We start from the raw sequence: 21,996 nt of genomic DNA on the forward strand, positions 1-21,996 counted from the left end.
ATGCGCCCATTTTACGGAGAACCCCTTGCCAATGGTCTGATGCTGGGCACCGCGCAATACCCCTCGCCCAAGGTGCTGTCAGACGCCTTTGCGCGCAGCGGGGCGGCGGTGGCGACGGTCTCGCTGCGGCGCGAAAGCGGACGGGATCGCGCCGGTCAGGACTTCTGGGAACTGATCCGCGCGCTTGACGTCCATGTGTTGCCCAACACCGCCGGATGTCACAGCGTCAAAGAGGCCGTCACCACCGCCCATATGGCCCGCGAGGTGTTCGACACGCGCTGGATCAAGCTCGAGGTCATCGGCGAGGAGGACACGTTGCAGCCCGATGTCTTCGGTCTGGTCGAGGCCGCCCGCATCCTGAGCGAGGACGGGTTTCAGGTCTTTCCCTACACCACCGAAGACCTTGTGGTGGCGGATAGATTGCTGCGGGCGGGCTGCGAGGTGCTGATGCCCTGGGGCGCGCCCATCGGGTCGGGGATGGGGCTGAACAACCTTTTCGGGCTGCGCGCTATGCGGGCGCATTTTCCGGACGTGCCGCTGGTGATCGACGCGGGCATCGGCCTGCCGTCCCACGCCGCACAGGCGATGGAGCTGGGCTTTGACGCGGTGCTGCTGAACACCGCTGTCGCCAAAGCCGGTGACCCCGCCGCCATGGCCGAGGCCTTTGCCACCGCGATCCGCGCCGGACAGCTTGCCGCCGATGCGGACCCGATGCCGCCCCGCGATATGGCCGCGCCCTCTACCCCCTTGATAGGAAAGGCGTTTCTGGAATGACCCTGGACCGTTTCTACCCGATTTTCGACAGCGCCGCCTGGTTGGAGCGGCTGGTGCCCCTTGGCATCAAACTGGTGCAACTGCGGATCAAGGACACGCCCGCCCCTGCCCTGCGGCGCGACATCCGGCAGGCCAAGGCGATCTGCGCCAAACACGGCTGTACCCTCGTGATCAACGACCACTGGCAGATCGCGCTCGACGAAGGGTGTGATTTTATCCATCTGGGGCAAGAGGATCTGGACAGCGCCGACCTCACCGCCATCCGCGATGCGGGCGCACGTCTGGGCATCAGCACCCACGACAAGGCCGAACTGATCCGCGCCCTAGACCTGCGCCCCGATTATATCGCCCTCGGCCCGATCTACCCGACGATCCTGAAGCAGATGAAGTGGCACGCGCAGGGGCTGGACCGTCTGCGCGACTGGCGTGAACGGGTGGGGCAGACCCCGCTTGTGGCCATCGGTGGCATGTCGGTCGACCGCGCGGCGGGAGCCTTTGATGCCGGTGCCGATTGCGTCGCGGCGGTGACCGACATCACCCTGAACCCCTCGCCCGAAGATCGCATCACCGCATGGCTGGGGGCAACCCGATGACCCGCTATGCCCGCCAGATGATCCTGCCGCAGGTCGGCCCATCGGGCCAAGAGGCGCTGGCGGCGGCACGGGTGGTGGTGGTTGGCGCGGGCGGGCTGGCGGCACCGGTACTGCCCCTGCTGGCAGGGGACGGTGTGGGGCATATCACGCTGGTGGACGGTGATGACGTGGCCCTGTCAAACCTGCACCGCCAGACCCTGTTTACCGAAAGCGATATCGGCACGCCCAAGGTCACCGCCGCCGCCCGCGCCCTGAGTGCGCGCAACAGCGCGTGCACCGTGGTGGCCCACCCCGTGACCCTTGGGCCGGATACCGTGGCAAAGCTGTGCCATGATGCGACGCTCGTGCTGGATTGCGCCGACAGCTTCGCAGCAAGCTATGTGCTGTCGGATCATTGCCTGAACGCGGGCCTGCCTTTGATCGGCGCCTCGGCCCTTGGGTTTGGCGGCTATGTTGGCGGGTTCTGCGGCGGCGCGCCGTCGCTGCGGGCGGTCTTCCCCGATCTGCCGGACCGCGCGGCCAGCTGCGACACGGCGGGGGTGATGGGGCCGGTCGTCGCCACGATCGGTGCCGCCCAAGCACAGATGGCGCTGGCCTGCCTCCTTGGACTGTCGCCGTCCCCTTTGGGGCAATTGATCAGCTTTGATCTTGCCACCTATCGTTTTGGCGGCTTCCGCTTTGATACCGCGCCGGAGCCTGACCACGGTTTCGGATTTGTCGCGCCCTCGCAGATCCGCGCAAGCGATTGGGTCGTCGATCTGCGCGGCCCGGATGAGGCTCCCACAGCCGCGACACCCACAGCGCAGCGCATCACCCTGCCCGATTTCCTCCGCAACGCTCCCCGCCCGACACATCAACCCCGTGCGGTGATCGCCTGCCGTTCGGGCCTGCGCGCGTGGCAGGCGGCGACCCATCTGGCCAGCTACTGGCATGGCCCCATTACCCTGCTCGCCATGGGCGAGCCTTCCCCGTTGAAAGGACAAACCGATGAAACTTCGTAACATTCTGGCCGCACTGGCGCTAACCTCTGGCCCGGCGCTGGCGCAGGACGAGATGGTCTTGCTGCTGGACTGGTTCGTGAACCCCGACCACGGGCCGATCATCGTGGCGCAGGAAAAAGGGTATTTCGCCGAACAGGATCTGAGCGTAGAGGTCATCGCCCCCGCCGATCCCTCCGACCCGCCCAAGCTGGTCGCCGCGGGCAAGGCGGATCTTGCGATCTCCTATCAGCCGCAACTGCACCTGCAAATCCACGAAGGTCTGCCCCTGCAACGGGTCGGCACGCTTGTGGCCACGCCGCTGAACTGCCTGCTGGCGCTGACCGATGGTCCCATCGCCTCTCCTGCGGATCTGGCGGGCAAAAAGGTCGGATTCTCGGTCGGCGGTGTCGAAGAGGCCGTGCTCGGCGCGATCCTGACCCATCACGGGCTGTCGCTGGATGATGTGGAGCTGGTAAACGTCAACTGGTCGCTTTCACCGTCGTTGATGTCCGATCAGGTGGATGCGGTCATCGGGGCCTTCCGCAATTTCGAGCTGAACCAGATGGATATCGAAGGCGTCGATGGCACCTGTTTCTACGTAGAGGAAGAGGGTCTGCCACCGTATGACGAGCTGATCTACGTCGCCAACCGCGACACGATGGACAAGGACATGATCGCGCGGTTTCTGGCCGCGACCGAGAAAGCGACGCAATATATCGTCAACCACCCCGAGGAAAGCTGGGAGGTGTTCGCCGCCACCTCTGCCGATCTGCAGGACGAGCTGAACGCCCGCGCGTGGAAAGACACGCTGCCCCGTTTCGCCCTGCGCCCCACGGCGATGGATGCCGGACGCTACGCAACATTCGAGACATTCTTGCATGACGCGGGTCTGATCCCCGACATCTCGCCCGTGTCGACCATCGCCATTGATGTGACCGACCGATGACCGCGCCGGACTATGGCCGCAGCTTCGCGCTTTGGCGCGCTGCTGCGGCGGCGGATTGGCAAGACTATACCCACCATGCCTTTGTCGAAGGGCTGCGCGACGGCAGCCTGCCGCGCCGTTGCTTTGTGAACTATCTGATCCAAGATTATGTTTTCCTTGTGCATTTCTCGCGCGCTTGGTCGATGGCGGTGGTCAAATCGGAAACGATGGAAGAGATGAAGACCTGCGCTGCCACGGTCGATGCACTGGTCAATCACGAGATGGCGCTGCATATCCGCACCTGTGCTGCGGCGGGTATCGACGAAGCGGCGCTGTTCACCGCGACGGAAGCCCCCGCCAACCTCGCCTATACGCGCTATGTGCTGGATGCCGGGATGCAGGGGGATTTCCTTGATCTGATGGCGGCACTGCTGCCTTGCGTCATGGGCTATGGGGAGATCGGGCAGCGCCTGGCCCAGACCCGCAGCGCCGACACGCCCTATGCCGAGTGGATCGAGACCTACGCCGACCCCGACTATCAGGCGCTGTGCCAGACGGTGGGCGCGATGGTCGACGCGGCGGTTGCGCGGCGGATCGGTGACCTTGAAACCGCCCCCCGCCGCGCGGCACTGCAAAACCGCTTTTCCACGGCCACACGGCTAGAGGTCGGCTTTTGGCAGATGGGGCTGGACCTGCCATGACCCCGCCGCCCGCGCTGCGTCTGGCGGGACAACACCGGATTGACGCGCGCCCCCTGTTTGAAGTGGATATGACTCTGGCCGCGGGGGCGTGGACCTGCTTGCTCGGCCCGTCGGGGGTGGGCAAATCCACGGTGCTGCGCCTACTGCTGGGGCTTGAGACAGGCGGCGCTTTTGACGGCACGATCACCGCCTCTGACGGGCAACCGCTGGCGGGGCGGATCAGCTATATGGCGCAATCCGACCTGCTGCTACCGTGGCTTACGGTGATCGACAACATCATGATCGGCGACCGGCTGCGTGGGACCACGCCTGACAGGGACCGTGCCTCCGCCATGCTTGCACGGGTCGGTCTGCAGGATCATGCCCATAAAAAACCCGCCGCGTTGTCGGGCGGCATGCGGCAGCGGGCAGCGCTGGCGCGGACCTTGCTGGAGGATCGCGCGGTGGTCTTTCTGGACGAGCCATTCTCGGCACTTGATGCGGGCACCCGTGCCGCGATGCAAGAGCTCGCGGCAGAGCTGTTGCACGGGCGGACCGTGCTGCTGGTCACCCATGATCCGGCAGAGGCGGCGCGGCTGGCCGACCACATCCTGATCCTCTCGGCCACGGGCGTGCAAAGCTGGCCCGTCCCCGCGCTTCCCGCGCCGCGCCCCGTCACCGCCCCCGAGGTTTGGGCCTGCCAAAGCGCGCTGCTGTCCCATCTGCGGGGGGTGCCTGCATGAGGCGATACGACATACCACTTACGATCCTGCTGGGGCTTGGTCTTTGGCAGGGAGCGGTGCTGCTGACCGACGCGCCGCACTATATCCTGCCCTCGCCGTGGCGCGTGGCGCAGGCGGCCTATCGCGCCCGTGAGACGCTGATCGAGAACGCCTGGGTCACCACCGTCGAGGTGCTGCTGGGGCTGTTGATCGGCACCGCCTTGGGGNCTGTCACCGCGATCCATCTGGCGCTGTCCAAAACGGCAGAGCGTTTGCTGCTGCCGCTGCTGGTCTTTACNCAAGCCGTGCCGGTTTTCGCGCTGGCCCCGTTNCTGACGCTGTGGTTCGGCTATGGCATGGGGTCCAAGATCGTGATGGCGGTGTTGATCATCTATTTTCCGGTGACATCGGCCTTTCACGACGGGCTGACCCGCGTGCCTGATGGCTACCGCGATCTGGCGCAATCGATGGGCGCGCGGCCGTTGCGGTTCATGCGCTACGTGCAAATCCCCCACGCGCTGCCAAGCCTTGCGACGGGGCTGCGGCTGGCGGCGGTCTATGCGCCGATCGGGGCGGTGATTGGCGAATGGGTCGGCGCGTCAAAGGGGCTGGGCTATCTGATGCTGCTGGCCAATGGCCGCGCCAAGATCGACCTGATGTTCGCCGCGTTGATCNTGCTCGCCTGTTTGACNGTGCTGNTGCATCTCTCTGTCGGGCTGCTGGCGCAACGCCTGACCCGCTATGCCGAAGGCCGCAGCGAAAGCGGGATCACGCGCAGCACNCGCGCGTGANCCATACGACTTGCTATTCCGCGTTCGGNCGCACCCGCGCGCCGCTTTTGTCNGCAAAGGCCGCAAGNCGCGCGCGCGCGTCAGGCTGCGTATTGACCACACCGGCGACCACNGCTTCGGCATAGGCGGCATCCATNGCCGACATGTTCTGCATATGGCTCACCGCGCTACAGATCGCNAAGTTCGACAGCGGCAGGTTCTGCGCCGCCTTGCGCGCCAGTTCCATCGCCTTGTCCATGCTGGACCCTTCGACGATATACTGCGCNAGGCCCAGATCGACGGCCTCTTGCCCNTGATAGACGCGCCCGGTGAGCATCATGTCGATCATCCGCGCCTTACCGACCAGATCNGTCACACGGATCGTAGCCCCCCCGCCGGTGAACAGCCCGCGCTGGCCTTCGGGAAGCGCGAAATACGCGCTTTGGTCCATCACNCGCACATGGGCAGAGCTGGCAAGCTCTAGCCCGCCGCCGACAACGGCCCCTTGCAATGCNGCAATCACGGGCACGCCGCCGTATTCCATCTTGTTGAATGCCTCGTGCCAGCGCAAACAGACGTGCATGAAATCNGCGGGGCTGCGGTCTTCGTCATGGTGTTCGATCAGATCAAGCCCGGCNCAAAAGTGATCCCCCGCGCCCGCCAGNACCACTGCACGCACACCCGCGCGCGGTGCGGCGGAAAAGAAGGTGACCAGCTCTTCGATCGTGTCGATGTCCAAGGCATTCCGTTTGNTGGGACGGTTNAGGGTCACCACCCAGACGCCATCGTCATGCNCCTTGATGTCCAGGTTACGGTAGCTGGTCGGATCAATCTGAACGGCCATNTGAATTCCTCCTCCTATGGGGCCGGCAATTGTGGTCGGCCCCGGTGCCTTGCTGCTGCAAGGGCTTGCTGAATATATGCAAAAGGCTCTCCCACCTTTTACGTGACTGTGCATTGAGTAGCGCGCCAAACACAGCCCGTCTATCGGTNATCCGCCGATTTCAGCGCGGTGACTTCCCCAAGGGTAACGGACCCGCAGGGATTCGCCCCGTCGTAATCTGCCAGAGGCAGCAAAACCGTTTGAAAACGCAATGTTACCGTGTAAATCCCCCCTGATCCGGGGCGTCGTCAGAAAAAAATCGAAAATAATCACCGGGGCGGCAAAAATGGGGTTGAACCCCGGCTGAACCTTGGGGTAGTAGAGCGCTACCGGGTCGTTAGCTCAGTTGGTAGAGCGCTTCGTTTACACCGAAGATGTCGGGAGTTCGAGCCTCTCACGACCCACCATTCCACCACCACAATTCAGTTCTACCAACGCAACNTNCGCCGACGGCGACAGGGATTTATGCGTTTGATGTCAAGGGATTGCCTGCGCNGCNTGTGNCATCAGCAANGTGAAACCCTCGATACGACAAAGCCCCTCACCAAGGTGAAGGGCTGCTGCGGGCGTCGTAACTTTGCGCCGGAGATTTTAAGCGATTTTCGCCCTCAGTCCTCGGGTTGATCAGCGGTATCGCCGCCGCCCTGCCCCTGTGTCACCTGCCGCACTTTGACGCGGATCATCTTGCCGTTTTTCAGCTCTTTCTCGTTGATCACTTTCAGCTTGCCGAANGGCAGCANGTTCAGCTCGCGNCTGTCCGACANTGCTTCGCCCAATACGGCGAGCATGGCATCAACGACGGGTTTCGCATCGCGCTTNTTCACGCCCGACCTTTCGACNACTGTGTCGATCAGCTCTTTCTTGCGCATCACNGGGCCGAGGATCACAGGGCGCGGTGCTTCGACCACAGCGGGTGCTGCGGCGGTGTCGGGTGCGGCTGGTTTAGGCGTGGNGGTTTTCTTGGGCGTGGCCATTTGACGTCTCGTCCGTTGGGGAGGTTTCATCAAACCCTAGCGGGGCCACCGGGGGAAATCCAGCGNTGCTTGGGGATGACGCAGCCCTGCGCGAAAATCGGNGANGNNCCCACGAAAAAGGCCNCCCCGAAGGGCGGCCTGATGTCGGTTTGATCGTTGCTTAATGCGCTGTNGCGCTATCNCCTGCAGCNTTGCGACGGGCCAGNGCGGCGGCTGCGGCGGCATCTTCTGCCTCCTGATCCCATTCGATCGCTTCGGGCTCGCGGACCAGCGCATGTTTCAGCACCTCGGACACGTGTTTGACGGGAATGATGGTCANCCCTTCTTTCACGTTATCCGGGATATCCGGCAGGTCCTTTTCGTTCTCGGTCGGGATGAGAACCGTTGTGATCCCACCACGCANCGCCGCCAACAGCTTTTCCTTCAAGCCGCCGATTGGCATCGCATTCCCGCGCAAGGACACCTCCCCCGTCATCGCGATATCGCGGCGCACGGGGATCTGGGTCAGCACCGACACGATCGATGTCACCATNGCCAGACCGGCAGAGGGGCCNTCTTTCGGCGTCGCACCATCGGGCACGTGGACGTGGATATCCAGCGTGTCGAACTTGGGCGGCTTCACCCCGATCTTGGGGCTGATCGACCGCACATAGCTGCTGGCCGCGTCGATGGATTCCTTCATCACATCGCCAAGCTTACCGGTGGTTTTCATCCGACCTTTACCCGGCAGACGCAGGGCTTCGATCTGCAACAATTCGCCCCCAACCGAGGTATAGGCCAATCCGGTTACGACACCGATCTGATCCTCAAGCTCGGCCAAGCCGTAGCGGTGCTTTTTCACGCCGAGGAAATCCTCGATGTTGTCGCCCGTCACGGTGATCTCGTCGGCTTCCTTCTTGACGATCTTGGTCAGCGATTTCCGCGCAACCTTGGCAATCTCGCGCTCAAGGTTCCGCACGCCGGCCTCGCGGGTGTAGTAGCGGATCATGCTGGTCAACGCACTGTCTTCAATGGCAAATTCCTTTGCCTTCAGACCGTGGTTCTTGACCTGCTTGGCCACAAGGTGCTGTTTCGCGATCTCGCGCTTCTCATCCTCGGTATAGCCCGACAGGGGGATAATCTCCATCCGGTCAAGCAAAGGCCCGGGCATGTTGTAGCTGTTCGACGTGGTCAGGAACATGACATTCGACAGATCGTATTCCACTTCCAAGTAGTGGTCGACGAATGTGCCGTTCTGTTCCGGATCAAGCACCTCGAGCATGGCCGACGCGGGGTCGCCACGGAAATCCTGACCCATCTTGTCGATTTCGTCGAGCAAGATAAGCGGGTTCGTGGTTTTCGCCTTTTTCAGCGCCTGAATGATCTTGCCGGGCATGGAGCCGATGTAGGTCCGGCGGTGACCGCGGATCTCGGATTCGTCACGCACACCGCCCAACGAGATGCGAATAAATTCGCGCCCCGTCGCCTTGGCAACAGACTTCCCAAGCGAGGTTTTACCCACACCGGGAGGGCCGACAAGGCACATGATCGGGCCTTTCAGCTTGCTGGAGCGTTGCTGCACGGCAAGATATTCGACGATGCGTTCTTTAACCTTTTCAAGGCCATAGTGATCATCATCCAGCACCTGCTGTGCCTTGGCGAGGTCTTTCTTGGTGCGCGATTTCACGCCCCACGGGATCGACAGGATCCAGTCGAGGTAGTTGCGCACCACGGTGGCCTCGGCAGACATCGGCGACATGTTCTTGAGCTTCTTGAGCTCGGCGTCGACCTTTTCCTTGGCCTCTTTGCTCAGCTTGGTGTCCGCGATGCGGGCTTCCAGTTCGGCGACTTCATTCTTGCCGTCTTCACCATCGCCAAGCTCGTTCTGAATGGCCTTCATCTGCTCGTTCAGATAGTATTCGCGCTGCGTCTTCTCCATCTGGGATTTGACGCGGGTCTTGATCTTTTTCTCGACCTGCAGAACGGACATTTCGCCCTGCATCAGCCCGTATACTTTCTCCAGCCGCTCGGACACCGACAGGGTTTCAAGCAGGTCTTGTTTCTGCTCGACCTCAATGCCGAGATGCCCGGCGACCAGATCGGCCAGACGTGCAGGCTCGGACGCTTCGGTCACCGCCGACAGTGCTTCCTCGGGGACGTTCTTNTTGACCTTGGAATANCGNTCAAANTCTTCGGCGACGGATTTCAGCAGCGCCTGAGTGGTGGTCTCGTCACCGGGCTCCTCCGTCAGATATTCGGCAGAGGCTTCAAAGAAGCTATCATTTTCAAGGTATTCCGTGATGCGCACCCGCGCCTGACCCTCGACCAACACCTTCACGGTGCCGTCGGGCAGCTTCAACAGTTGCAACACATTCGCCAGGACGCCGGTGTTGAAAATACCATCGGAATCGGGGTCATCCACACCGGGGTCAATCTGGCTCGACAGCAGGATCTGCTTGTCATCGGCCATGACTTCTTCGAGGGCGCGAACAGATTTATCGCGGCCCACGAAAAGCGGTACAATCATGTGGGGGAACACCACAATATCGCGCAAAGGCAATACCGGGTAGGACGCGTTCAGAGGCTCTAACATGCTCTTTTCCTTATACTGCAAGATGACACTGGCCCCTATCTTAGGCGACCGTTCGTTCATCTCCTGTTCTGAGTAGGATATCTGGGGACCCTACCCGCCTGTTTCAATCCCCATGATGCTGTGATCCGTTCGTATGCGGGCCATCTGGCGTGAGGGTCGCCCTAGAATGAACCGCCACCGGCGGACAGACAAGCGCGGATCGTATGATTATCCGCGAAAACCGCGAAGAACCATGGTTAACCGGCCCGAATGACAAAAAACGGGCCGGAAATGTGCTTTTTCGCGTTTAACGAGCTTACTCTGCCGCGACCTCTTCGAGGAAGGGATAATCGGTATAGCCCTCTTCGCCACCGGCATAGAAGGTTTTCGTATCCCCCTCGTTCAGCGGTGCGTTAAGTTCCAGCCGTTTTGCCAGATCGGGGTTGGCGATATACGGCCGGCCAAAGGCAACCAGATCGGCTTTGCCGCTGGCCACGGCATCGATCGCCATGTCGCGGTCATAAAGGTTGTTCGCCATGTAGACGCCGTTGAACAGCGACCGCAGCTTGCCAAGGTCTTCGTCACTATCCAGATCGCGCGACTGGCCGGTCGAGCCTTCGACCATGTGCAGATAGGCCAGATTGTATTTGTTCAGCGCATCCACGACGTAGTTGAACGTCTCTTGCGGGTCATCATCCGCGATGCCGTTCGCAGGCGAGAAAGGCGACAGGCGCAGGCCGACGTGATCGCCGTCCCATGCGTTTACGACACCATCCAGCACTTCGAACAGCAGCCGCGCGCGGTTCTCGACCGACCCGCCATAGGCGTCATCGCGTTTGTTGGTTGAGGTCTTGAGGAATTGGTCCAGCAGATAGCCATTCGCCCCGTGGACCTCGACCCCGTCAAAGCCCGCCTTGCGTGCCATCTTGGTTGCGTGGACATAATCGGCGACAATGCGCGGCATCTCGTCCAGCGCCAAGGCGCGCGGTTCAGATGTCGGGGTCATTCCGTCTTTGGTAAAGGTCTTCACCTCTGCCGCGATGGCCGAGGGGGCGACGGGCTTTTGTCCGTCAGGCTGGATGTCCACATGGCTGATCCGGCCCACGTGCCACAACTGGATCACGATCTTGCCGCCCTTGGCGTGCACCGCGTCCGTCACCTTTTTCCAGGCAGCAACCTGCCCCTCGGTGTAGATGCCGGGGGTCTTGATGTAGCCTTTGCCTTCGGCGCTGATCTGGGACGCTTCGGTGATGATGATCCCGGCACCGGCGCGCTGCGCGTAGTATTCGACGTGCATGTCGCCGACTTCGCCACTGTCGTCATCAGCGCGGCTGCGGGTCAGCGGGGCCATCACAATGCGGTTCGCGGCCTCGATGCCACCGACCTTCAAGGGGGTGAATAATGCCTCGGTCATGGAAAACTCCTTTGCGGTGTTGTTTCTTGTCTACAGCACCTAACCTTCCGCCCCGTCATCGCAAGGACGGGGCGGAAGGTTTATTCCATTCACAGGAGGGTTTTCCTAAAGCGGGTCGATGTCGCCTTGGGCACGCTGGCTATGAAAATCAGCCTGCCAGGCGTCAAATGTCCCCGCCGCAATCTCGTCGCGCATACCCGCCATGATTTCCTGGAAATAATGCAGGTTATGCCATGTCAGCAGCATCCCCGAGATCATTTCCTGACTACGGAACACATGGTGCAGGTAGGCGCGGCTGTAGTTCGAGCACGCAGGACATGTGCAGGCTTCGTCCAGCGGACGCGGGTCATCGGCGTGGCGTGCGTTCTTGATGTTCACAACGCCGTGACGCGTGAACACCTGCCCCGTCCGGCCAGAGCGTGAAGGCAAAACGCAGTCCATCATATCGATCCCGCGGGCCACGGCCCCGACGATATCATCCGGCTTGCCCACCCCCATCAGATAGCGTGGCCGGTCCACGGGCAGCATATCGGTGGCGAAGTCGAGACAGCCGAACATCGCCTCTTGCCCCTCGCCCACGGCAAGGCCGCCCACAGCGTAGCCGTCAAAGCCTACGTCGATCAGCGCCTTGGCACTTTCCTCGCGNAAGTCACGTTCCAGCCCGCCCTGCTGGATACCAAAGAGNGCATGGCCCGGCCGGTCGCCAAANGCNTCGCGGCTGCGCTTGGCCCACCGCATCGACATCCGCATCGANTCNGCNATNCGCGCGCGATCCGCAGGCANCGCGGGACATTCGTCAAAGCACATGACGATATCGGAGCCGAGCAGCTTTTGAATCTCCATCGACCGTTCGGGGGTCAGTTCGTGTTTCGACCCGTCCACATGGCTTTTGAAGGTCACGCCCTTTTCCGTCAGCTTGCGCAGCCCTGACAGGCTCATCACCTGAAACCCGCCGGAATCGGTGAGGATCGGCTTGTCCCAGTTCATGAACTTGTGCAGCCCGCCCAAACGGTCGATCCGTTCGGCAGTGGGGCGCAGCATCAGATGATAGGTATTGCCCAGCAGGATATCCGCACCGGTCGCGGCGACGCTTTCGGGCATCATCGCCTTGACCGTGGCAGCCGTGCCCACAGGCATGAAGGCCGGCGTGCGAATATCGCCCCGCGGGGTAGAGATGACACCGGTACGCGCCGCACCATCGCGGGCCTGAAGATCGAACGAGAATTTTTTCATGACTGCGGCTATAAGATGTCCCCCGCATAGGCGCAATCGCGCAGTTGAGCCGTGCGTTCCACAAGGCTGTCATGGAAGCACCGTAAATCTNCGCTATGTCCAGCCGGAACCGCCGGGGCGCTGCCCCGGACCCCGGGATTTATGCCATTTGGAAGCCCGTGTCGTGGCTTGAGTAGACGCAGGCGACCTGCTAGGCGGCGGGATGATTTAGCTGTGCCGGAGTGCGTGACATGCAAGAATTGACGTTTGGCTGGGAAGAATGGGTCGCCCTTCCCGAATTGGGGCTTCCCGCGATCAAGGCAAAGATCGACACCGGCGCGCGCACATCGGCGCTGCATGCCCATGACATCGAAGTCTTCGGCCCCGCCTCCAAGCCCAAGGTCCGGTTCAACGTGCACCCTGTGGCCGGCAACGAAGACATCACCATCACCTGCTCCGCGCCCATCATTGACCGGCGCGAGGTCACCTCGTCGAATGGCGAGGCAGAGCTGCGCTATGTCATCTCGACCAAGATGGATGTCGNAGGNNANANNTGGCCCATNGACGTGACCCTGACCAACCGTGCGGGCATGACCAGCCGCATGTTGCTGGGCCGTCAGGCGCTGACAGATCACATCACCATCTCGCCCACCGAGAAACGGTTGCAACCGGATCTGAGCTATGACGTCTACCATACCGCCGCTGTGCGNCACCGCGCNCCCAAACGCGCATTGCGGGTCGCCGTGCTGAGCCGTGANGCCAGCAACTATTCCACCTCGCGTCTGGTCGAAGTCGGCGAGGCCCGTGGCCATACTGTCGAAGTGATCGATACCACCCGTTGCTATATGGCGATCAACGCCATGGCCCCCGAAGTGCATTACGATGGCAAACGTCTGCCGCGCTATGACGCGGTGATCCCGCGGATCGGTGCCTCGGTCACGCCCTATGGCTGCGCGGTGATCCGGCAGTTCGAAACCATCGGNACCTACTGCGTCAACGGCTCTGCCGGTATCCTGTCGAGCCGCGACAAGCTGCATGCNCATCAGGTCTTGGCGTCGAAGAAAATCGGCATGCCGACCACCGCTTTTGCCGCCTCGCCCAAGGACACGTCGAACCTCATGGCGCTGGTNGGCACCGCGCCGCTGATCGTGAAACTGCTGGAATCCACCCAAGGCAAAGGTGTGGTGCTGGCCGAGACCAANAAGGCCGCGGAATCCGTGATTGATGCCTTCCGCGGGCTCAAGGCAAACTTTCTTGTGCAGGATTTCGTCAAGGAAGCCGCGGGCGAGGATCTGCGCTGTCTTGTGGTGGATGGCAAGGTCGTGGCCGCGATGAAGCGCACCGGCGCGGAGGGNGANTTCCGCTCCAACCTGCACCGTGGCGGCACCGCNCAGGTCGTGCGCATCACCAAGGTTGAACGCGACACCGCCCTACGTGCGGCACGGGCCTTTGGTCTGGGCACTGCCGGTGTGGATCTGCTGCGGTCGGACAGCGGGCCAAAGGTGCTTGAGGTCAACAGCTCTCCCGGGTTCGAAGGGATCGAGAAAGCCACCGGNAAGGATATCGTCGGCATGGTCTATGATATGATCGAAGCGCGGGTAAAGCCGCAGCCGGTGCGCAAGCGCAAAGCNTANGTTCCGCANTGGNTCGCGGGNCCGCCCTCTGGACGGTGCCCGCTGCAATCCCTATATAAACGATAAGAAAAAGGAGCGAGGCCCTGATGACCGACAGCACACAACCTCTTGAAGGCACCCCTCTGATTGCGCCCTCGTCAACGGATCATCCGCTGTACGAGCAGATCACCGAAGCCTGCCGCACTGTCTATGACCCTGAGATTCCAGTGAATATCTATGAGCTGGGGTTGATCTACACGATCGACATCAACGCGGAAAACGAGGTCAACATCAAGATGTCCCTCACCGCGCCCGGCTGNCCCGTCGCAGGCGAGATGCCCGGCTGGGTCGCCGATGCGGTCGAACCCCTGCCCGGCGTGAAAACCGTNGANGTGGANCTGGTCTGGGAGCCACCATGGGGCATGGATATGATGTCTGACGAAGCCCGTCTTGAACTGGGCTTCATGTAAGCCGATAGGCTGAAACCGGGGCGCATTTCACGNCCCGGTTGATTTTACATGAGTTTCACGCAATGGTCGCATCATTGTAACATAGGGTAGCCACACCGCTGCCAGATGATTTTATTTGGAGCGATCATGCGACTAACTACTGCCCTTACAGCTTTGGCTTTGGCCCCCACCGCGCTGCTGGCCGACGCCCACAGCACCCCCGTCCCTGTCGAATACGGTGNCCGTCCTGCCTATCTGGTGGACAAGCTTCCCGATGGCGACCTCAAGGACAAGCTGGCGTCCTGCATGGGCCAGACCGCGTCCAAATCCGATTTCTCCATCGGGCACCGCGGCGCGCCGCTGATGTTCCCCGAGCACACCGTACAGTCCAACGTTGCCGCCGCCCGNCAGGGTGCAGGCATTCTGGAATGCGACGTGACCTTTACCGCCGATCACGAACTGGTCTGCCGTCACGCGCAGAACGATCTGCACACCACCACCAATATCCTCGTCTCCGATCTGGCCGAGAAATGCACCACCGGCTTCACCGCGGCTGCGGGCGAAGAAGGTGCCAGNGCGGAATGCCGCACCTCGGACATCACCTTGGCAGAGTTCCGCACCCTGACGCCCAAGATGGACAGCGCCGACGCCACCGCCACCACCGCCGAAGACTATCAGGGCGGCGTGGCCAGCTTCCGCACCCAGCTGTACAGCGACGGTGCAAATCTGATGACCCACGCGGAATCGATCGAGCTGTTCAAATCCCTCGGCGCGAAATTCACCCCCGAGCTCAAGTCCCCTTCGGTCGAGATGCCCCATGACGGCTTCAGCCAAGAAGACTATGCGCAGAAGATGATCGACGAATACAAAGCCGCGGGCATCCCTGCCTCGGACGTTTGGGCGCAGTCGTTCAACCTGGATGACGTGCTGTACTGGATCAAGGCAGAGCCCGAGTTCGGCAAACAGGCCGTCTATCTCGTGGAATGGAGCGAAGGTTTCGACGAACAGGACCCCAGCACCTGGACACAGGATTTCGCCCAGCTGAAAGAGCAAGGCGTGCAGTATCTGGCCCCGTCGCTGAACATGCTGCTGACCAACAAAGACGGCGCTCTGGCCGCCTCTGACTATGCCAAGAAAGCCAGCGAAGCGGGTTTGAACCTGATCGCCTGGACGCTCGAACGCTCCGGTCCGCTGTCCACGGGCGGTGGCTGGTATTTCCAATCCGTTGGCGACATCATCACCGACGACAGCGACTATCTGGTCGCGCTGGACGTGCTGGCACAGGACGCTGGCGTCAAGGGGGTCTTCTCTGACTGGCCCGCGACCGTCACCTACTATGCCAACTGCATGGGTCTGTAACCTACGGGGTNTGATCCGGCGCAATCGCGCGTGANGACATGGGCCGTCCCTTCGGGGGCGGCCTTTNGCTATTGTGCATCCCCCCGCTTGAGAAACCCTGCCAAAGCCCTTATCTTNTNGGTAACAGGAGTATTCAGCATGTTCGCAATCCCAGGCAAGCAAGCCGTCACCATCACCCCCAAAGCCGCCAATCAGATCACCAAGCTGATGACNTCCGCCGGCCACGCCGGTCTGCGCATCGGCATCAAGAAGGGTGGCTGCGCCGGCATGGAATATACGATGGAGTATGTGAACGAGGCCGACGCCAATGACGAGGTCGTCGAACAGGACGGCGCGCGCGTGATGATCGCGCCGATGGCGCAGATGTTCCTTTTCGGTACCGAGATCGANTATGAAACCTCNCTGCTGGAATCCGGCTTCAAGTTCCGCAANCCCAATGTNNCCGAAGCCTGCGGCTGCGGCGAATCCATCAAATTCGGCTAACGGTATCGCGCCGCGCTGGCGGGGCGTGACCGCAGCTTGCCGTTGCCCTGTCGGGGTGGCGCTGGTATCCCTTTGAAAAACCACATGAAGGATATGCATATGCGCCGCAAGCTTGCCGCTGGAAACTGGAAGATGAACGGCACGCTGGCCGGTCTCGACATGTTGGCCGAGGTCGCCGCCGCGATGGACAGCACCCGTGCAGAGGCGGTGATATGCCCGCCCGCCCCCTACCTCCTGCCAGCGGTCACCAAGGCCCAAGGCACCNCCGTTGGCATCGGCGCGCAGGATTGCCACGCAGAGCCGAAAGGTGCCTTCACTGGCGATATCTCTGCCTCGATGATCAAGGAGGTCGGCGCGACCTATGTGATCCTCGGCCATTCCGAGCGCCGCGATGCCTATGGCGAAACGGATGCTGATGTTGCGGCCAAGGCGCAGGCCGCTTGGGACGCGGGGCTGACGGCCATCATCTGCATCGGCGAAAGCGAGGCGGATCGCAGCNCNGGCACCACGCTGGATGTCATCGCCGAACAGCTTGCAGGCTCCCTGCCCGANGGCTGCACCGGCGAGAATACCGTCCTCGCATACGAGCCTATCTGGGCGATTGGCACCGGCAAAATCCCGACGCTTGACCAGATCGTCGAGGTGCATGACTTCATCCGCGCAACACTGGCCGAACGCTTTGGCACNGATGTCAGCGACGCGCTGCGGCTGCTGTATGGCGGCTCGGTCAAACCGGACAACGCGGCAGAGATCTTCAAGGTCGATAACGTGGACGGTGCCCTNATNGGCGGGGCGAGCCTNANNNCCGCTGANTTCGTCCCGATCCTTCAGGCGCTCTCTGCCGCCTGATCTTCATTTTGCCAAATAAACTCATGTCATGACACACATAAAAGGCGGCGCATCCGATGGGGTGCGCCGCCTTTTTTGTTTTTCTCGTAATNTCTCGCCCTAGCGGGTGATGATCTCCGGCCCCATCATCAGGGTCGGCAGCCAGGTCGAAATAACCGGGATATAGGTCACCATCAGCAGGAAGATGAACAGCACCACGGTGAAGGGCAGCGCAGCCTTGACCACATTCATCATCGGCATATTCGCCACGCCCGAGGTCACAAAGAGGTTCAGACCCACCGGCGGGGTGATCATCCCGATTTCCATGTTCACCACCATGATGATCCCCAGATGGATCGGGTCGATGCCCAGTTCAATCGCGATGGGGAAGACCAGCGGGGCGACGATGATCAACAGGCCCGACGGCTCCATGAACTGCCCGCCAATCAACAAGATCACGTTGACGATGACCAGGAACATGATCGGCCCGAAACCCGCGCTCAGCATCGCGGCAGAGATCTGCTGCGGGATCTGCTCGTCGGTCAGCACGTGCTTGAGGATCAGCGCGTTGGCGATGATGAACATCAAGGTGACGGTCAGCTTGCCGGCCTCGAACAGCGTATCGCGGGTATCGCGGTGGAAGAAGACAGTGACCAGCGCCAAGGGCTTGCGCATCAGCGACAGGTTGCGCCCCTCGCCTTCGACGTGCAGCGGGCCCATATCGCGATAGACAAAGGCCGCAATGAAGAAGGCATAGACAGCGGCCACGGCAGCGGCTTCGGTCGGGGTAAAGATACCGCCATAGATACCGCCAAGAATGATCACGATCAGCATCAGCCCCCAGCCCGCTTCACGCCCCGAGGCAAAGACCTCGCCCCAGCCGCGCCATTCGCCCTGTGGCAGCTTCTTGACCCGCGCCATGATGTAGATGGTCAGCATCAGCATGGTGCCCGCCATCAGACCGGGGATAACGCCCGCAAGGAACATCCGCCCCACAGAGACATCCGTGGCAGAGGCATAGACAACCATCACGATGGACGGCGGGATCAGGATGCCCAGAGTACCCGCGTTGGCGATGACACCGGCGGCGAATTCCTTGGTGTAGCCGGTCTCCCGCATCCCCGCGATCACGATGGACCCGATGGCAACCACTGTCGCAGGCGATGATCCCGACAGGGCGGCGAACAGCATACAGGCAAAAACACCCGCAATCGCAAGACCGCCCGGAAAATGCCCGACCAGCGCGATAGAGAAACGGATGATCCGCTTGGCCACACCGCCCGTCGACATGAAGGACGACGCCAGCACAAAGAACGGGATCGCCAGCAGCGTATAGTGCCCCGCCATCGCCTGAAAGAAGGTCTGCGCGATGGACGCAAGCGAGCTGTCGGACAGCACCAGCAGAAAGACGATTGACGAGAAGCCAAGGCTGACGGCAATCGGAACGCCCAGCAACATTAGCCCGACGATCATGGTAAATAGGATAAGGACTTCCATGCGCTCAGGACTCCGCGTTCATGTGTTTGACGGCTTCAATATCATCTTCGGCCTCGTGACTGACGATCAGCGCTGTGGCCTGTCCGGTAAAGACACGCACACCGGCCTGGATGAAACGGAACAACAGCAGCGCCATGCCGAAGGGCAGCATGAAATAGGGGATGAACCGTGGCAGTTTGCCGTAGGTTTCGCCCTCGTTCATGATCGGCTCGATAAAGCGCAGCCAATCCGGCATGGGGATATCGACGGTTTCATACCACGCCTGATCGCGGCTATCAGCAAAGCCTGTGGGGAACCAGCGGCCCGTGGTGGCGTCCAGCCCCGCNAAGGGGGCCCAGTAATCCCACGCGCCTTTCATCAGCAAGGCCCCGTAGACCACGCAGATCNCTGCNGCAACCAGCGCGAGCACNCGGCGTTTGGGNNGCGAAAACAGGTTCACGACCGCGTCCACCCCCAGATGNGCCGTGACCTTGACCGCATAGCTCATGCCAAACAGCACCAGCCAGGCGAAGAGGAAGGTCACCGCTTCGAGCCCCCAGATGATGCCGGTGTTGAAACCATAGCGCAGGACGACGTTGATAAAGGTGATAAGCGTCATCAGACCAAGGATGATGGCAATCGCCGTTTCCTCAAGCTCGTTGACAATGCGCCCGAGCGCAGAATGAGATTGAACNCCATGTGACATGGGAATGCTCCGCTGTGAGAGGAGAGTGGATCAGGCCCGCACGCCGCGGGGCATGTCGGGGCCTGACGCAAGTGATATGCCCCGTCCGTCGCCAGACGGGGCAGAACAGGGTTTAGTGCTTGGCGTTGATCGCTTGGGCTTCGTCGATGTTTTCCTGACCGACGTCTGCGGTGAACTCTTCCCAGACGGGCTTCATCGCNGTGACCCAGGCTTCGCGCTGCGCGTCGTCCAGTTCACGGACCACACCACCGGCATCGATGATCGCCTGTTTGGCTTCGGCGTTCACTTTGGACGATTCCGCGTTGCGGGTGTCGGTCACTTCCTGAACGATGGTCGCCAGCTGGTCACGCACATCGGCGTCCAGGCTGTCCCACCAGTCGGTGGAGGTCACAAGCATGTAGTCCAGAACACCGTGGTTGGTTTCGGTTGTCCCGTCCTGCACCTCAAAGAACTTCTGGCCATAGATGTTGGACCAGGTGTTTTCCTGACCGTCGACAACGCCGGTTTGCAGCGCGCCGTAAACTTCCGAGAAGGCCATCGGCTGGGGCGATGCGCCCATTGCCGCCATCTGGGCCTTCAGCACGTCAGAGTTCTGGACGCGGAATTTCAGACCATTGGCATCCGAAGGCACGTTCAGCGGCTTGTTCGCCGACATCTGCTTCATGCCATTGTGCCAGAACGCCAGACCCAGCAGGCCACGGCGCGTCATGGATTCCTTCATCGCAACACCGGTTTCGGAGTTCTGGAACTCGTCTACAGCGTTGATGTCCTTGAACATGAAGGGCAGATCGAAGATGCGGAATTGCTTGGTGAACTGCTCGAACTTCGACAGCGACGGCGCGGCCATCTGAACGTCGCCTTGCAGCAGCGCCTCAAGAACCTGGTCATCGTTGTACAGCGTGGAGTTCGGGAACACTTCCATGCAGGCTTTGCCGTTCATCTCGTCATTGACGCGCTGTTCCAGCAAGGAAGCGGCGATGCCTTTGGGATGACGGTCTGTGTTGGTCACGTGGCTCAGCTTGATGACGACTTCGCCATCGTCACACGCCGCGGCAACAGCACCGGCGCTTACGGAAAGGGTCATAGCCACCAGAGTGGTTGTCAGGAATTTCATGTGATGTCTCCTCCCAGAGAACTGTTTTTCAAGTCTCGGCATCCGGTCGTTCCAAATGCGGTGGCGTTACTAGAGCGTTATTTCGCCGACCTCACAAGGAAGAGAGGTTGAAAGATGAGGATCGCGTTAAATATATTATTTATCAAAGCGTTGATGCATTTAGTTAAGGTTACATACCAACCCGCCGCACGCTACCTGTGCGGATAACCGCACAGCACGCAGCGCAGTTGTGCGAAAATCCGCACAGGCTAGCTGCGAAAGTCCTCGGGCCGAATCCCGTAGCGGGCCAGCTTGTCATAGAAGGTCTTGCGCGGCAGTTTCAGCGCCTGCGCCGCCGCACTCGCCTGCCCCTCGGCTCGGCGCAAGGCCGCGCGCAGCAGGGATTGTTCCACCTGCGCCATCTGGTCCGCCAGCCCGAGGTTCGCATCCGGCGTCACCTCGTCCGAGACCCCCATGACAAAGCGCATCGCCTCTGACATCAGCGCGCGCGCGTTGCCGGGCCAGTCCCGCGCCATCAGCCCCGCGATCATTTGCGGTGTCACCTCGGGCGGCTGCACGCCCGACTGCTCTGCCGCCTGATCGACGTAGCGGCGAAACATCGTGGCAATATCCTCGGGGCGTTCTGCCAGCGACGGGATGCGCACGGTCATGACCTCGAGCCGGTAATAGAGATCCGCGTGGAACTGCCCCTCGGCCACCAATGACTGTAGCTCCCGCGCGCTGCCCGCAATGAGACGCACATCGGGCACCTGCTCAAGCGCTTCGATCAAGCTCAGTTGGGTCTGCGCGGGAAGCTGCGCGACCTCGTCCAGAAACAGGCACCCGCCCGAGGCGGCGTGCAGCGCATCGCTCACATCATCGGGACTAAGCCCCGCGGCAGCACGTTTGACGAAGGGCCCCTTGGAGCGGCGCGAGGACAGGTGGATCACCTCTGACACCTTCGAAATACCAGACCCCGACGGGCCGGTGACCAGCACCTCGGCATTGGCCTGCGCCACGCGCCGCACCTTGTCGCGCAGCCGTTCTGACAAATCCGACGATCCGAAAATCATCCGCGCCGCCGGATCGCCGGTTTCCACGATATGCAGCAGGCGACGGTTTTCCAGCACCAGCGCGCGGGTTTTCAGTGCGCGTTCAATTACAGTGACCAGCGCGGCGGGGGCGCAGGGTTTTTCAAGGAAATCAAAGGCCCCTGCCTCCATCGCGCGGACGGCCATGGGGATGTCGCCTTCGCCTGTCAGCAGGATCACCGGTAGATCGGGGTCCTGTTCATGGGCATAGGCCAGCAGGTGAAACCCGTCGCGCCCGGGCATGCGCATGTCCGACAGGATGATGCCATCGAACCGTTCGGTGATCCTATCCTTGGCGGCGACGAACGACCCCGCGGCGACAACATCAATATCGGCAAGCTCCAGCGTCTGCGCCAGCGCCTCGCGGACAGAGGCATCGTCATCGACCAAAAGAACGGTTCTGCTCATGCCTGCCCCTCC

21 protein-coding genes and 1 tRNA gene are annotated in these 21,996 nt (G+C 61.5%); 13 read left to right on the forward strand and 9 right to left on the reverse strand.

The genetic code is table 11. The features are described 5' to 3' along the window. The 7 genes from CBB63_RS09115 to CBB63_RS09145 are packed head-to-tail and all read left to right on the forward strand — an operon-like array spanning window position 1 to window position 5,465. Window positions 1-774: a thiazole synthase gene (locus tag CBB63_RS09115; RefSeq protein ID WP_286698915.1), complete on the forward strand. Its 774-nt coding sequence runs from the start codon at window positions 1-3 to the stop codon at window positions 772-774. Then, window positions 771-1,367: a thiamine phosphate synthase gene (locus CBB63_RS09120; RefSeq protein ID WP_286698916.1), complete on the forward strand. Its 597-nt coding sequence runs from the start codon at window positions 771-773 to the stop codon at window positions 1,365-1,367. Before CBB63_RS09115 ends, CBB63_RS09120 begins: the two co-directional genes overlap by 4 nt. Then, complete coding sequence (locus CBB63_RS09125) at window positions 1,346-2,368, forward strand: ThiF family adenylyltransferase (protein WP_286698917.1); 1,023 nt, start codon at window positions 1,346-1,348, stop codon at window positions 2,366-2,368. Before CBB63_RS09120 ends, CBB63_RS09125 begins: the two co-directional genes overlap by 22 nt. After that, window positions 2,355-3,293: an ABC transporter substrate-binding protein gene (locus tag CBB63_RS09130; RefSeq protein WP_286698918.1), complete on the forward strand. Its 939-nt coding sequence runs from the start codon at window positions 2,355-2,357 to the stop codon at window positions 3,291-3,293. Before CBB63_RS09125 ends, CBB63_RS09130 begins: the two co-directional genes overlap by 14 nt. Then, on the forward strand, window positions 3,290-3,973 hold the full coding sequence (gene tenA, locus CBB63_RS09135; protein ID WP_286698919.1) for a thiaminase II: 684 nt from the start codon (window positions 3,290-3,292) through the stop codon (window positions 3,971-3,973). Before CBB63_RS09130 ends, tenA begins: the two co-directional genes overlap by 4 nt. Further along, window positions 3,970-4,695 (forward strand): ABC transporter ATP-binding protein, encoded by a 726-nt coding sequence (locus CBB63_RS09140; RefSeq protein ID WP_286698920.1) that lies wholly within the window; start codon window positions 3,970-3,972, stop codon window positions 4,693-4,695. Before tenA ends, CBB63_RS09140 begins: the two co-directional genes overlap by 4 nt. Next, window positions 4,692-5,465: an ABC transporter permease gene (locus CBB63_RS09145; RefSeq protein ID WP_286698921.1), complete on the forward strand. Its 774-nt coding sequence runs from the start codon at window positions 4,692-4,694 to the stop codon at window positions 5,463-5,465. Before CBB63_RS09140 ends, CBB63_RS09145 begins: the two co-directional genes overlap by 4 nt. 13 nt (window positions 5,466-5,478) lie before the next feature. Here the strand turns inward: CBB63_RS09145 and CBB63_RS09150 are convergent, their stop codons facing one another. After that, entirely contained in the window at window positions 5,479-6,288 is an 810-nt protein-coding gene (locus CBB63_RS09150; protein WP_286698922.1) for a crotonase/enoyl-CoA hydratase family protein, read from the reverse strand. A gap of 370 nt (window positions 6,289-6,658) precedes the next feature. On the opposite strand from CBB63_RS09150, the gene CBB63_RS09155 reads away from it, so the two are divergent. After that, window positions 6,659-6,734: transfer RNA gene (locus tag CBB63_RS09155), tRNA-Val, on the forward strand. 201 nt (window positions 6,735-6,935) lie between these two features. Here the strand turns inward: CBB63_RS09155 and CBB63_RS09160 are convergent. The 4 genes from CBB63_RS09160 to tgt form a co-directional block, all read right to left on the reverse strand. Then, entirely contained in the window at window positions 6,936-7,331 is a 396-nt protein-coding gene (locus CBB63_RS09160; protein ID WP_502695897.1) for an HU family DNA-binding protein, read from the reverse strand. A 130-nt stretch (window positions 7,332-7,461) separates the two neighbouring features. Continuing rightward, a complete protein-coding gene (gene lon / locus CBB63_RS09165; protein ID WP_286698924.1) occupies window positions 7,462-9,873 on the reverse strand; it encodes an endopeptidase La in 2,412 nt (803 codons plus the stop codon). Window positions 9,874-10,168: 295 nt separating this feature from the next. After that, complete coding sequence (locus CBB63_RS09170; RefSeq protein WP_286698925.1) at window positions 10,169-11,266, reverse strand: alkene reductase; 1,098 nt, start codon at window positions 11,264-11,266, stop codon at window positions 10,169-10,171. 105 nt (window positions 11,267-11,371) lie between these two features. Then, window positions 11,372-12,499, reverse strand: a complete 1,128-nt coding sequence (tgt, locus tag CBB63_RS09175) for a tRNA guanosine(34) transglycosylase Tgt (protein WP_286698926.1) — start codon at window positions 12,497-12,499, stop codon at window positions 11,372-11,374. A 230-nt stretch (window positions 12,500-12,729) separates the two neighbouring features. On the opposite strand from tgt, the gene rimK reads away from it, so the two are divergent. The 5 genes from rimK (at window position 12,730) to tpiA (ending at window position 17,231) form a co-directional block, all read left to right on the forward strand. After that, on the forward strand, window positions 12,730-14,178 hold the full coding sequence (gene rimK, locus CBB63_RS09180) for a 30S ribosomal protein S6--L-glutamate ligase (RefSeq protein WP_286698927.1): 1,449 nt from the start codon (window positions 12,730-12,732) through the stop codon (window positions 14,176-14,178). A gap of 20 nt (window positions 14,179-14,198) precedes the next feature. Beyond that, window positions 14,199-14,561: a DUF59 domain-containing protein gene (locus tag CBB63_RS09185; RefSeq protein WP_286698928.1), complete on the forward strand. Its 363-nt coding sequence runs from the start codon at window positions 14,199-14,201 to the stop codon at window positions 14,559-14,561. 126 nt (window positions 14,562-14,687) lie between these two features. Continuing rightward, window positions 14,688-15,899, forward strand: a complete 1,212-nt coding sequence (locus tag CBB63_RS09190) for a glycerophosphodiester phosphodiesterase family protein (protein WP_286698929.1) — start codon at window positions 14,688-14,690, stop codon at window positions 15,897-15,899. Between the two features lie 138 nt (window positions 15,900-16,037). Next, entirely contained in the window at window positions 16,038-16,382 is a 345-nt protein-coding gene (locus CBB63_RS09195; RefSeq protein WP_286698930.1) for a HesB/IscA family protein, read from the forward strand. Window positions 16,383-16,481: 99 nt separating this feature from the next. After that, complete coding sequence (tpiA, locus tag CBB63_RS09200) at window positions 16,482-17,231, forward strand: triose-phosphate isomerase (protein ID WP_286698931.1); 750 nt, start codon at window positions 16,482-16,484, stop codon at window positions 17,229-17,231. A gap of 99 nt (window positions 17,232-17,330) precedes the next feature. On the opposite strand, the gene CBB63_RS09205 is transcribed toward tpiA, so the two are convergent. The 4 genes from CBB63_RS09205 to CBB63_RS09220 all read right to left on the reverse strand — a co-directional run bounded on the left by CBB63_RS09205 (window position 17,331) and on the right by CBB63_RS09220 (window position 21,984). Then, window positions 17,331-18,707, reverse strand: coding sequence for a TRAP transporter large permease (locus tag CBB63_RS09205; RefSeq protein ID WP_009826801.1), 1,377 nt, complete (start codon window positions 18,705-18,707; stop codon window positions 17,331-17,333). Window positions 18,708-18,711: 4 nt separating this feature from the next. After that, the gene (locus CBB63_RS09210; protein ID WP_286698932.1) at window positions 18,712-19,392 is read right to left on the reverse strand and encodes a TRAP transporter small permease; all 681 of its coding nucleotides are present in this window, start codon (window positions 19,390-19,392) and stop codon (window positions 18,712-18,714) included. 112 nt (window positions 19,393-19,504) lie between these two features. Next, window positions 19,505-20,506 carry a DctP family TRAP transporter solute-binding subunit gene (locus CBB63_RS09215; RefSeq protein WP_005853033.1) on the reverse strand — a complete coding sequence of 334 codons (1,002 nt, stop codon included), beginning with the start codon at window positions 20,504-20,506 and terminating at the stop codon, window positions 19,505-19,507. A 248-nt stretch (window positions 20,507-20,754) separates the two neighbouring features. After that, on the reverse strand, window positions 20,755-21,984 hold the full coding sequence (locus CBB63_RS09220) for a sigma-54-dependent transcriptional regulator (RefSeq protein WP_037944055.1): 1,230 nt from the start codon (window positions 21,982-21,984) through the stop codon (window positions 20,755-20,757). Window positions 21,985-21,996: the final 12 nt, after the last annotated feature.

The organism is Sulfitobacter sp. TMED3 (genome assembly GCF_002167505.1).
Lineage (GTDB): Bacteria > Pseudomonadota > Alphaproteobacteria > Rhodobacterales > Rhodobacteraceae > Sulfitobacter > Sulfitobacter pontiacus.